The 11,528-nt window shown below is 39.0% G+C and carries 12 protein-coding genes; 5 read left to right on the forward strand and 7 right to left on the reverse strand.

The annotated features are described in order from the left end of the window. Positions 1-223: 223 nt before the first annotated feature. From recO to bamA, 7 genes are all read right to left on the reverse strand, one after another. Positions 224-838 carry a recombination protein RecO gene (gene recO / locus CYO89_RS04735; protein ID WP_012001347.1) on the reverse strand — a complete coding sequence of 205 codons (615 nt, stop codon included), beginning with the start codon at positions 836-838 and terminating at the stop codon, positions 224-226. Further along, positions 839-1,762, reverse strand: coding sequence for a tRNA dihydrouridine synthase (locus tag CYO89_RS04740; protein WP_103597314.1), 924 nt, complete (start codon positions 1,760-1,762; stop codon positions 839-841). It lies immediately after the preceding gene. Continuing rightward, positions 1,759-2,757: a hypothetical protein gene (locus tag CYO89_RS04745; protein WP_009294330.1), complete on the reverse strand. Its 999-nt coding sequence runs from the start codon at positions 2,755-2,757 to the stop codon at positions 1,759-1,761. The genes CYO89_RS04740 and CYO89_RS04745 overlap by 4 nt, the downstream gene beginning before the upstream one ends. A 9-nt stretch (positions 2,758-2,766) precedes the next feature. After that, positions 2,767-3,123, reverse strand: a complete 357-nt coding sequence (gene dksA, locus CYO89_RS04750; protein ID WP_103597315.1) for an RNA polymerase-binding protein DksA — start codon at positions 3,121-3,123, stop codon at positions 2,767-2,769. Positions 3,124-3,134: 11 nt separating this feature from the next. Then, the gene (locus tag CYO89_RS04755; protein WP_009294328.1) at positions 3,135-3,590 is read right to left on the reverse strand and encodes a 23S rRNA (pseudouridine(1915)-N(3))-methyltransferase RlmH; all 456 of its coding nucleotides are present in this window, start codon (positions 3,588-3,590) and stop codon (positions 3,135-3,137) included. 2 nt (positions 3,591-3,592) lie between these two features. Beyond that, complete coding sequence (accD, locus tag CYO89_RS04760) at positions 3,593-4,510, reverse strand: acetyl-CoA carboxylase, carboxyltransferase subunit beta (RefSeq protein WP_103597316.1); 918 nt, start codon at positions 4,508-4,510, stop codon at positions 3,593-3,595. 129 nt (positions 4,511-4,639) lie between these two features. Continuing rightward, positions 4,640-6,895 carry an outer membrane protein assembly factor BamA gene (gene bamA / locus CYO89_RS04765; protein WP_103597317.1) on the reverse strand — a complete coding sequence of 752 codons (2,256 nt, stop codon included), beginning with the start codon at positions 6,893-6,895 and terminating at the stop codon, positions 4,640-4,642. 89 nt (positions 6,896-6,984) lie between these two features. Between bamA and CYO89_RS04770 the strand changes: the two genes are divergently transcribed. The 5 genes from CYO89_RS04770 to thrB all read left to right on the forward strand — a co-directional run bounded on the left by CYO89_RS04770 (position 6,985) and on the right by thrB (position 11,528). Next, a complete protein-coding gene (locus tag CYO89_RS04770; protein ID WP_009294324.1) occupies positions 6,985-7,815 on the forward strand; it encodes a prephenate dehydrogenase in 831 nt (276 codons plus the stop codon). A gap of 61 nt (positions 7,816-7,876) precedes the next feature. Next, positions 7,877-9,247: a M23 family metallopeptidase gene (locus CYO89_RS04775; protein WP_103567586.1), complete on the forward strand. Its 1,371-nt coding sequence runs from the start codon at positions 7,877-7,879 to the stop codon at positions 9,245-9,247. A gap of 60 nt (positions 9,248-9,307) precedes the next feature. Beyond that, positions 9,308-10,192 carry a UDP-3-O-acyl-N-acetylglucosamine deacetylase gene (gene lpxC / locus CYO89_RS04780; protein WP_103597318.1) on the forward strand — a complete coding sequence of 295 codons (885 nt, stop codon included), beginning with the start codon at positions 9,308-9,310 and terminating at the stop codon, positions 10,190-10,192. 80 nt (positions 10,193-10,272) lie between these two features. Beyond that, complete coding sequence (locus tag CYO89_RS04785) at positions 10,273-10,635, forward strand: glycoprotease (protein ID WP_087582679.1); 363 nt, start codon at positions 10,273-10,275, stop codon at positions 10,633-10,635. Between the two features lie 8 nt (positions 10,636-10,643). Further along, positions 10,644-11,528, forward strand: coding sequence for a homoserine kinase (gene thrB, locus CYO89_RS04790; RefSeq protein ID WP_103576128.1), 885 nt, complete (start codon positions 10,644-10,646; stop codon positions 11,526-11,528).

Here is an 11,528-nt window from a genome sequence, read left to right on the forward strand (position 1 = left end):
GCCTATATTAGCTTAATTGCTACAGATTTAAACACTGGCAATAAGAGCACAAACTTCTATTTTATTACAACGAGATACCTGGCAAGAAAGATCTAAAAGATATACTAGCCAGGATTTTAAAGCTTAGAAATTTAGAGCTAAAAAAAGATCAAACGTTTGAGGGGCTAGCAAGTAAGATAATGGACGTTTTAAAAGAATTTGATGAGAGGACCAAAGTCAAAGCCTAAAGCCCGTCAAGTAAAATTTTATAAAGGCGGTTTATCTCATCGTCATTTAGCTCGATCGTGCTTTTTGTATCAAATAAATTTTTGATCTTGCTAGCGTCAAATTCGCTCCTATCAAGGCAGTGCTTATGAGAGGGCAAAAAGCCACGAGTTAAGCAAAGCTCGCTTTCTATCTCCTCGTCGCATATAAAGCACTCAAGCTCGCTGTGAAGCCTGCCTTCAAACTCTAAAATTTTGACGTAGCTTTCGATGATAAGGCGTTTTGGATTTTGTAGCTGCATCTGTTTGGCGCAGCGATCAAGCTCGTTAAAGTAAATTTCATCGAGTTGCTCGACCTCTTTTAGATGATCATAAAGTAGGCGCATGAACTGCTGCCAAATGATGAGCTTGTCACGCTCTAGCAGCCATTTAAAGCCAAGATGAAGTATGCTTCTAAGCTTTGGTAGAAATTTCGCCTCTTGCTCGAGCTCAAAGTCGATCTTGTAGCCAGTCATGATGTTTGAGTGGCGAGCGCCAAAAAATCTATATGACTTTACGAGCAAATTTGGCGTTAGCACAAAGACTAAAAGGTCCTCGTCTCTGACCTTTTGCACGCGCAGGATGTAGCCTTGCATCTAGGCAAAAAACTCCCTTATGCACTCTCTCATCGCTGCCATATCTTTGATGAAATTTACATCGTTTCTAAAGGTTGTTGCGCCGTCAATGCCCTTGCTGTATTGGTGGAGGTGCTTTCTAAATATACAAAGTCCGTGCTCGCCGTAGTGCTCGATCATCGCATCAAAGTGAGCTAGGATGATCTTTTGTTTTAACGCCTTATCTACGCTAGTTTTGCTCTTTATCTCGTGAAATATCCAAGGGCTACCTATGCTTGCTCTGCCGATCATTAGGGCGTCGCATTTTGTGAAATTTAAAATTTCATCTGCATTTTGTGCGTTTATATCGCCATTTGCAACGACTGGGATTTTCACGCTTGCCTTTACTCTAGCGATCGCTTCGTAATCAACCTTTGCGCTGTATCCGCCAGCTCTGGTGCGACCATGCACTGCGATGTAGTCTGCGCCGGCTTCTTCGCAGGCTTTTGCGATTTTCTCTTCGTTTTTGCCGTTAAAGCCAAGTCTAAATTTAACGCTTAGGCTCTCTTTGTTTGAGACGCTTTTTATGGCTGAGATGATGCTTTGAAGTTTGTCAAGATCGTTTAGTAAAGCCGATCCCGCGCCTTGTCTAACGACCTTTGGCACAGGGCAGCCGCAGTTTAGATCAAGCCCATAAATTCCATCAAATTTATTGATTATCTGCACGGCTTTTTTTATATTTTCTATATCACTGCCAGCTATCTGGACGACGTAGGGCTCTTCGTTTGGGGATTTTTTAAGCATTTCAAGAGTTTTGTCACTGCTCTCATAGACCAGGGCATTTGCGCTGATCATCTCGCTAACAGTGACGTCGCAGCCAAATTTCTTGACGACACTCCTTAGTGGCAGGTCAGAAAAGCCAGCAAGTGGCGCTAAGAAAAGTGGCTTTTTACTAAAGTCTATCATTTAAAAAATAGCGAGCTAGGCACCATTTTACCGTTATCTCGTAAAAATAGTAAAACCTTTATCTCTTTAAACTCATCAGGGTCGCTACCCTCGATAGCCTCTCTTACTTTATCAAGCATCTGAAGCTCAAATAACGCATATACGTAGGCCTCATCAGCGTCAGCATGGATGCTTTTTAGCTTTTCAAAAATGCCGATAAACGCATCTGGTTTTAGCTTGTTTTTAAGCATTATGGCTGCTTTGTCGTATTGTGCTTTTGTCACTTTTGCATTGTTTAGAAGACCAAAAATTTCATCGCTGCTTAGGTCGATCTCATCATTTACAAAACGCGTGATAATGGTCATTATATCTTCGCTTGCTAGCTCTGGATCGATTTTTTTGATCTCACTAAATGAAGCTGTTTTTATGAGCTTATCAAAGGCTGCCTTTTTAAGGCTCTCGTTTTGCTCTTGGTTTTTAAGCACGTCAAGATAGTAAGTAGGCAGCTGCTCGATCTTGTTTAGCTCATTTAGGATGTTTAGCTTGCTATCTTTTGCTAGCCTAAATTTCTTTAGATCGACGATCTCTTTGTTTTTTATGCTTTTTATGGTTTGTAAGATGTTGTTTATCTCACCGTCATCAACGCCAACATCTTTAAGCTCGCCTACTGGAGAGATAGAGCGAGTGAGCTGCGAGGCGATCTTGTAAGTGTCGGTTTTAAAGTCTTTGTTGCTCTCAAAGCCAAGAAGCGTCTCTTTTGCAAGGTCTTTGTAGAGCTGGCTATCTTTTTTTATCCATTTTTTATATCTATAAAAGGCGTATCCATGATATGCGATGTGAAGTAGGGCGAGGAGCGCCAAAAGGGCTACTGGAAGTGCCACCCAGACAGCTACTGGCAAGGTTATGGCTTGACCTAAGAGCTCAAAGGTGAAGTCTGAACTATTAAGAGAATAGGTAAGTCCTGCAACAACTGCTGTGTAGATGATGCAGTAGACGAGAAATTTTCTGGTTTTCATATTTTCTCCTTAGTTTTTTGCTGTTTTTTCTATTATCTCACGACAAGCTATGCAGTATTTTGCATGCGGTTTTACTTTTAGGCGAGGGATGCCGATCTCCTCTTCGCACATGTCACAAATTCCATAAGTCTTGTTTGCTATCTTTTCAAGGGCCTCGTCGATCTCGTGAAGCTCGGCTCTTTGCTGGGTTGATATAGACTGCTCTATAAGTTGGTCAGTATTTACTGAAGCGATGTCAAATTCATCGCTTACGCCACTATCTCTTAGGCCGCTTACTTCAACTGATGAGTCATAAATATTTTTTTTGATTTGTAGCTTTCTATCTTCAAGTAGCTTTTTGAAAAAATTTAGCTCGTTTTGAGTCATTTTATATTCCTTTATTTGTGATATGGGTGGTTTGCATTTATACAAAGCCCTCTAAAAATTTGCTCAAAAAGTACGAGCTTGGCGACTTTGTGCGCCATAGTCATCTTGCTTAAGCTTACGACTTTTTGTGCCTTGTTTTTTAAATTTTGGCTAAGCCCATAAGCTCCACCTATGAAAAAATTGATCTGTGAATTTGAGTTTAAAATTTGAGCAAATTCTTGGCTGTCAAGCTGTGAGCCATTTTCATCAAGCATCACGCAAAAGCCTTTTAAATTTGGCTCGTAAATTTCATCATAAGCTCTTAGCGCATCGCTTCTACCGCTGCTTTGAGCCTTTGCTATCTTTTCATTAAATATGATTTTGTCGTTTATCTTGGCAAATTTTGCACTCATTTTTATATATTCTTGTATCTCGTTTTCAAAGTTGTCACGCGATGATTTTTGAATGCTAAAAACCGAAATTTCCAAACTTACCCTTTGGTTTTTAGCTTTAGCTCAAAGCCAGCTTCGTTTCCAGTTGTCACTTCGCTTTTAGAGATCATAGCTTTGCTATTTGTAAGAAATTTAACCATATCGCTTAGATATTTTTTGTGCTCGCTTCTTGGCACGATATCATCTATAAGGCCATGCTCAAGCAAAAATTCAGCCCTTTGAAAGCCCTCTGGGAGATCAGCGCCTATGGTTTGTTTGATGACCCTTTGTCCTGCAAAGCCTATTAGCGCGCCAGGTTCAGCGATTATTAGATCTCCAAGCCATGCAAATGATGCACTAACGCCACCCATCGTAGGATCTGTAAGGATAGAAATGTATGGTAGCCTTGCTTCATCAAGAAGTTTTAGAGCCGCTGAAGTCTTTGACATCTGCATCAAAGAAAATGTGCTCTCTTGCATTCTAGCGCCGCCAGATGCGCTTACGATGATTAAGGCTTGTCGTTTTTCGATCGCGCGTTTTATCGCTCTTACGATCTTTTCGCCCTCAACTGAAGCTAGTGAGCCGCCCATAAAGCTAAAGTCAAAAACAACTAGCTGGATCTCTTGTCCGTTGCATTTGCCTTCGCCACATATCACTGAGCTTGTGCGCCCTGTTTTTTCTTTATTTTCTGTGATTCTTTTTTTATATGATTTTTTATCGACAAAATTTAAAGGATCTACTGGTTTTAAATTTGCGTCAAATTCTACAAAGCTACCTTCATCGCAGATCAAATTTATGCGATCATCAGCTTTTAATCTCATGTGGTAGCCGCATTTTGGGCATACATTAAAACAAGCTTCAACTTCTTTGTAATACATCAGTGAGTGACAGTTGTCGCATTTTACCCAGTGTGTAGGTGCTTCTTCTGGACGAGGTTGAGCTTTTCTTATCTTTGAAAAAATGTCTGAGAAATTCATCTTTTTACCCACTTATATTAAAAATTGTGGGATTATATCTAATGTTAGCCTTGCTTTTTCTTATATGACTTAAAGTTTGTTTGTTTGCGGGGGATTTAAGGGGCAAACTAGCCCCTTAAAAGTATCTTATTAGAAGCGTCTTCCGATAGTAAATTCAAATGTATTTGTATCATCGCCCTCTTTAGGTTTAAGAGCTTTTGCGAAGATTAGTTGAAGTGGTCCGATAGGTGTTATCCACTCGATACCTGTACCAACTGATGATCTTTTGATCTCATTTAGGCTATTTTCGCCGATCATACCGTAGTCATAAAATACAACGCCACGCATTTTTACGCGGTCTATTATAGGGAAGCTCATCTCAACTGAGTTGTTAAATGATGTTTCGCCGCCGTATTCATAGTAGTCGCCATTATATTTTACTTTTGGAGATACGGTTCTGCTCTCGTAACCACGTAAGCTTCTTATACCACCAAGGTAAAGTCTTTCGTTGATAGGAGTATAGCCTCTCTCCCAAATTTTGCCAAAGCTTGCTTTATATCTTAAGATAAGATCGTAGTCGATGTACTCTCTAAGACCTAGATAGTAGTTGAAATTTGTGCGGTTTTTAACAAAATCCATATCACCACCAAGTCCTGCTATCTCAAATGATGTGCTAGCTATGATACCGCGTCTTGGCAAGTAGTAATCATCGGTGCTATTATATGTTAAAGCTGGAGTTATAGCGCTTTTTATAGCCTTGCCTTCTCTATAAATTTCTTTGCCTGTGTATCTATTTATATCTCTTAGCTCATCATCTTTTAGAGTAACTTTACTTTGCTCGATGTTATAAGTAAGTGATGCACTTAAATTTCTGGTTAATTTTCTACCAAGCGTTGTGCTAAAGCCGTAGCTTCTCTCTTTATATGTTCTCCAGTCATAGTCGTTTGCATAGAGTGTTCCGCCAAGGCTATACTCTGAGTCAAAAATTCTTGGATTTGTAAGACTTATCTGACCTGAAAGCTCTCTATCACTCTTATCTACACTTACTTGTCCTTGAAGACCAGAGCCAAAGATGTTTGTATCAGAAAGTGCAGCGTTAAGTAGCAAGCCATCGCTACTTCCGTATCCGATACCGCCACTTATCGAGCCAGTTGAGGCCTCTTTTACTTTTACTTTTAGATCGACTGTATTTTTATCAACCGGGTCCTCTTCTATCTCGACATCGTCAAAGTAGCTTGTTCTTTTTAATGCATCTTTTGAGTCTTGAAGGTCGGTTCTACTATATAAATTTCCTTCAGTTAGATATAGCTCACGTCTTACGACACGATCAACTGTTCTATCGTTTCCAGAAATTTGAACGTTTCTTATATATACTTTTTCGCCAGGATCAACTTCGTAGTCGATATCAACTGTTTTATTTTCATCAAATTTATCAGTCTTTGGATAGACTTTGACAAATGCATAGCCCTTGTCAGCGACCATATCATCAAGCTTTTTCATATCTTGGCGAAGTCTTGCTGAGTTCATCGTATCGCCAGCTTCAAGTCTAAAGTCATCTATGATCTTTTTAGTATCAAGTCCTAGCTCTTCAGGTGCTGTGATACTTACATTTGAAACCTTATAAGGCTCGCCCTCGTGGATGTAGTATGTAAGATCGGCTGTGTAGTTATCAAATGACGCATTTAGGTAAGGTGACGAAACAGTCGCGTCTAAATAGCCTTTCTGAAAATACTTATCTTGAATCCTTGCTGGGTCGTTTTCAAGCTCGAAAAGTTTAACTTTACCATCGTTTCTGCCCCAAAGCCAGCCCATAAATTCTCTACTTTTGTTTGCAACTACTGGCTCGATATCGTCATAGTCAAACTCTTTTGCGCCGACTAAATTTACCTTTTTGATTACCATATTCTCGCCGCGGTTTATGTTTAAAGTGATGAAAAGTGAGCTGTCGTTGTCTGCAACTGGCTGTTTTTCTACATCTACAACTGTGTCAAAGTAGCCCTTTGACTCGTAGTACTGGCGAATTCTCTCTTTTGTTTTTTCGATAGTTAGCTCATCATACATATTGCCAGGTTTGATGTTGATTAGCGACTCGATCGCAGTTTTGTCGTTTGTCACAACGCCCTTTAGATCGACTCTAGCTACACTTGGCTTCTCTTTTACTTTTACTAAAAGATTGCCATTACCTGTATCTTCTATGTAGATATCATCAAAATAATTTTGCTTGTATAAATTTGTGATAGCCTTGTCGCTAAGCTTTGGTGTTAGCTCTTGACCGACTTTTAGCCCCATTATCTGCGTGGCTACATCAGGCGAAAGGTGGATTAGACCTTTGAAATTTATTGACTGAATTGTTTGTGCATTTAGACCGCTTAAAGCTAGTGCTAGTAAAAATAATTTCTTTTTCATTAAATTTAACCTAGAGTTTTAGTATAAGTGCGTATAATATCATATTTTATTTTTAAAAAATTTAAATTTTATAATTTTAAAGGTTTTTTATGAAAATAGGTATCATCGGGCTTGGTCTTATGGGTGGCTCGCTTGGTCTTGCACTAAAAGATGAGAAGCTGATCTCTTGTGTCAGCGGATATGACAAAGATGAAAATCACAGCAAAAAAGCACTCGAGCTTGGTCTGGTGCATGAAATTTTAAGCATTGATGAGATGAAAAAGAAGTGTGACATCATCTTTTTGGCTGTTCCAGTTGAGGCTATCGTAAGCATCGTGCAAAATTTAACTGACATTAGTGAAGATACGACGATCATCGACTTTGGCTCGACAAAGCAAAAGATAATAGAAGCTGTGCCAGAGAAAATTCGTAAAAATTTCATCCCAGCTCATCCGATGGCAGGTACTGAGTACTCTGGTCCAGAAGCTGCCTTTAAGTCACTTTACACAGGCGCAACTGTCATAGTTTGCGACTTTGCTGAGAGCGCAGAAAAACATGTAAAAAGAAGCGTTGAGCTATTTTCTTGCCTTGGCATGAAGATCATTTTCATGAGTGCAAAAGAGCATGATCATCACGTGGGTCTCATCTCACATTTGCCTCACGCTATTGCATTTTCGCTTGCTAGCGGGATCTTAAAAGAAGAGGATAAAAGGCATATCGTTGCACTTGGCGGACCGACATTTAAGGGTATGATACGTGTCGCAAAGAGCTCGCCATTTATGTGGAGTGATATCTTTAAGCAAAATAAGAACAACGTTGTTGCCGCGATAAATATGTTTGAAAAAGAGCTAAATTTATGCAAAGATCTCATAAAAGATGAGCGTTGGGATGAACTTTTTGACTGGATGAGCGAAGCTAGAGCTGTAAGAGAAATTTTGTAATTAACTAAAAATTTATTGATTAAATGTAAAATTTCGCAAATAAAATTTAAGGTAATAATATATGTATAGACGTGGAATAGGCGGTTTTGGTATTGTTGTAGTTTTACTTGTTTTGATATTAGCTGGTGGCTTTGGATATGCTTTGATGTCGAAAGACTTTGAGCGAAACGAGCCAATTATCGGCGTTGCTGATAAGGTTTATTGGAACCTTCGCTCGCCTATGAATATCAAATTTAAAGATGACAGCGGCATAAAATTTGTGCGCATTAGCATAAATGACGGCAAAAATGACCTAAATTTACTAAATCAAATCATACAAAATCCAAGCACTGAGCTTGATGTAAATTTAACCTTCCCAAAGACTGGCTTTTTTGCTCAAAAAGATACTTATGAGATGAGCATAGAAGCGGTCGATACTAGCAAATGGGGCTTTTTTACAGGTAATAAAGCAAGCAAAAAAGTTGAAGTCGTGCTTGATACCTCTAAGCCTGATCTTTACGTGCTTTCTCAGTCTTACTCTATCTCAAAAGGCGGTAGCGCAGTTGTTGTCTTTAGAGCGACTGACAATCAGCTAAAAGAGGTCTATGTCCAGACAAATTTTGGTAAGAAATTTAAGGCCGTGCCATTTTACAAAGAGGGCTTTTACGCAGCACTTGTTGCTTGGCCAGTGCAGGTTGAAAACTTTAGCGCCGAGGTCATCGCAAGAGACTTTGCGGGTAATGAGAGTAAATCTCACGTGAGATATTTTTATGAAAATGTAAAATACAAAACTTCGACCATTGCTTTAAATGATAGATTTTTAGACGGAAAGATCGTTGATCTAACAGATCAATACGCCAAAGATCCAAACGCTCTTTCTAGGCTTGATAAGATGAAATTTGTCAATGAAACTCTAAGAAACTCAAATGAAGAGAAGATAACAGCACTCACTTCAAACGTCGATACTGACATCACAAATGGCTTTAATATCATCCCATTTTACCCACTTAGAAATGGCAAGAAAGTAGCTGATTTTGCCGATCACCGCTTCTATACATATAATAATGAGCAAGTAAGTGAGTCATGGCACATGGGTATTGATTTTGCAAGCGTGGCATCAGCTCCGATAATAGCCAGCAACGCAGGTCGCGTTGTGCTAGCGTCTGAGAATGGAATTTATGGCTTAAACATTGTGATCGATCATGGATTTGGACTTTACTCACTTTACGGACACTGCTCAAGTGCGAAGGTAAAAGAGGGCGATATGGTTGCTGCTGGCGATCAAATAGGCACAACTGGAACGAGCGGTCTTGCACTTGGAGATCACCTTCACTTTGGAATTTTAGTCCAAGGCGAAGAGGTAAGGCCTCAACAATGGATGGATAAAAAGTGGATAAAAGACAATGTGACAAGTGTCTTAGATGCCGCAAAGGCGATGATAGATAAGAATTAAATTTGCAAATTTGATTTTTTAGTGCTATCATAAGCGAACAAAAAAATATAAGGAAAATTTTTGAAACAAACTACTATCGCAAGACGCGTTGAGACCGTTGGTATAGGGCTTCATAAGGGTGAGCCGATAAGACTTATACTAGAACCTCTTGATGCAAATTCAGGTATTATTTTGCACCGCGAAGATCTTGGTATTAGTTTTAAAGCTGAGCCTAAAAACGTTATAAATACGCAAATGGCAACCGTCGTTGGCAACGAAAAGGGCTTTATCAGCACGATAGAGCACCTAATGGCAGCTGTAAATGGATACGGCATTGATAATATTAGAATTTCAGTTGATGCAAATGAAATTCCTGTCATGGACGGCAGTGCAATAAGCTTTTGTATGTTGCTTGATGAAGCTGGTACAAGACATCTTGACGCTGGTAAAAAAGTCATCCTTGTCCGCCGCGAGGTCGAGGTGGTTGAGGGGTCAAAATTTGTGCGAACTTCGCCTTCAAGAAATCCAAAATTTGACTATACGATCAAATTTGACCACCCAGTTATCGGCGAGCAAAGATATGTTTTTGAATTTAGCAAGAGCTCATTTGTAAAAAATATAGCTCGTGCTAGAACTTTTGGCTTTTTAAAAGACTTGCAACGCTTACAAGCTCAAAATTTAGCCCTTGGTGCATCGCTTGATAATGCCGTGGCTATCGATGATACACACATTTTAAACCCAGAAGGTTTGAGATTTGAAAATGAGTTTGTAAGGCATAAAATTTTAGACGCAGTTGGCGATTTGAGCTTGCTTGGAGCGCCTTTATTAGGTGACTATACAGCATTTGCTGGCAGCCACGATCTAAACCACAAACTAACACTTGCTTTAATGGCAGATGAGAAAAATTATGAGATCGCAACACTTAGTGGCGAGCTTTTAAAAGAGTATCAAAAGGTATTTGCATAAAAAATATTGAAATTTTAGTAGTCTCTTTATCGACTCCACTTTTAGTTGGAGTCTATAAAGATGGCGTAAAATTTGATGAGATCACAACTGACGAGCATGTCAGCGAAGCTCTGATAAAAATCCTAGAAAATTTATCCTCTAAATTTAACATCACAAAGATCATCTACGCAAACACGCCAGGCAGCTTCATGGGGCTAAAGGTGGCCTACGTCATCTTGAAAACTTTTTCTTTGGCAAAGGGCTGTGAATTTTACGCAGTAAGTGGCTTTAGTCTAAATGGAGGCCAAGCGATCAGGGCAAATAAAAATTTAAGCTTTGTGCTAAAAAATGGTGAAATTTCGCTTGAAAAAGTTGAGCCAGTGAGATTTGTGTTGCCTTTAAATTTAGATGAATTAAAACTAAATTCAGATACACTTCCAAATTATATCATTCAAGCTGTTTAGGAGAAATTTTGAATATCTTAATCCCTGCCACAAGTGCAAATTTAGGTCCTGGTTTTGACGCTTTAGGACTTAGTTTAAAGCTTTTTAATAGCGTAAAGATCGAGCCATCTAAATTTAGCTCAGTCTCTATAAATGGCGAGGGGAGTGATAGCACAAATTTAAAAAGAAACAACATTTTTCTAAGCATTTTTAATGAAATTTTTTTAGAGCTAACCGGCAAAAATGAAAACTTCAGAATAGTTTTTGAAAACAATATCCCGTTTTCAAGAGGGCTTGGCAGTAGCTCAGCTGTAATCGTCGGCGCCATAGCTTCGGCTTATGAGATGGCTGGCTTTAAGGCTAGTAAAAGCGTCGTTTTAAATAAAGCGATCATCTATGAAACTCATCCAGATAATATCTCGCCAGCAGTTCACGGTGGATTTATTAGCGCGGTCGTAAAAAATGGCAATGTCTATGCAAATAAAATAAATTTAAGTGATGATATAAAAGCGGTCGTCGTCATCCCAAATAAGCCGATGAGCACTGCATCATCAAGGCAAATTTTGCCAAAAAACTACACCATGAAAGAGTGTGTAAATAACCTCTCTCACGCTGCATTTTTGACCTCTTGTTTTTATGAAAAAAGATATGATCTTTTAAGGGTAGCAAGCGAAGATATGATGCACGAAGAGCGCAGAATGAGCGCTTTAAAAGAGCTTTTTGAAGTCCGAAAAGTAGCTTATGAAAATGGAGCGCTAATGAGCACACTTTCAGGCTCAGGCTCAAGCTTTTTAAACATCGCTTACAAAGATGATGCTAAAAATTTACAAGATGTTTTAAAGAGTAAATTTAGTGATTTTAGAGTTGAAATTTTTTCATTTGATAACGATGGATACGAAATTACGCAAAGCTAA

The organism is Campylobacter concisus (assembly GCF_002913765.1).
Lineage (GTDB): Bacteria > Campylobacterota > Campylobacteria > Campylobacterales > Campylobacteraceae > Campylobacter_A > Campylobacter_A concisus_BB.

Excerpts from the sequence above, each read along its gene's own strand:
- recO (WP_012001347.1), bottom strand. The coding sequence starts at position 838 with ATGCAAGGCTACATCCTGCGCGTGCAAAAGGTCAGAGACGAGGACCTT.
- CYO89_RS04740 (WP_103597314.1), bottom strand. The coding sequence starts at position 1,762 with ATGATAGACTTTAGTAAAAAGCCACTTTTCTTAGCGCCACTTGCTGGC.
- CYO89_RS04745 (WP_009294330.1), bottom strand. The coding sequence starts at position 2,757 with ATGAAAACCAGAAAATTTCTCGTCTACTGCATCATCTACACAGCAGTT.
- dksA (WP_103597315.1), bottom strand. The coding sequence starts at position 3,123 with ATGACTCAAAACGAGCTAAATTTTTTCAAAAAGCTACTTGAAGATAGA.
- accD (WP_103597316.1), bottom strand. The coding sequence starts at position 4,510 with ATGAATTTCTCAGACATTTTTTCAAAGATAAGAAAAGCTCAACCTCGT.
- bamA (WP_103597317.1), bottom strand. The coding sequence starts at position 6,895 with ATGAAAAAGAAATTATTTTTACTAGCACTAGCTTTAAGCGGTCTAAAT.
- CYO89_RS04770 (WP_009294324.1), top strand. The coding sequence starts at position 6,985 with ATGAAAATAGGTATCATCGGGCTTGGTCTTATGGGTGGCTCGCTTGGT.
- CYO89_RS04775 (WP_103567586.1), top strand. The coding sequence starts at position 7,877 with ATGTATAGACGTGGAATAGGCGGTTTTGGTATTGTTGTAGTTTTACTT.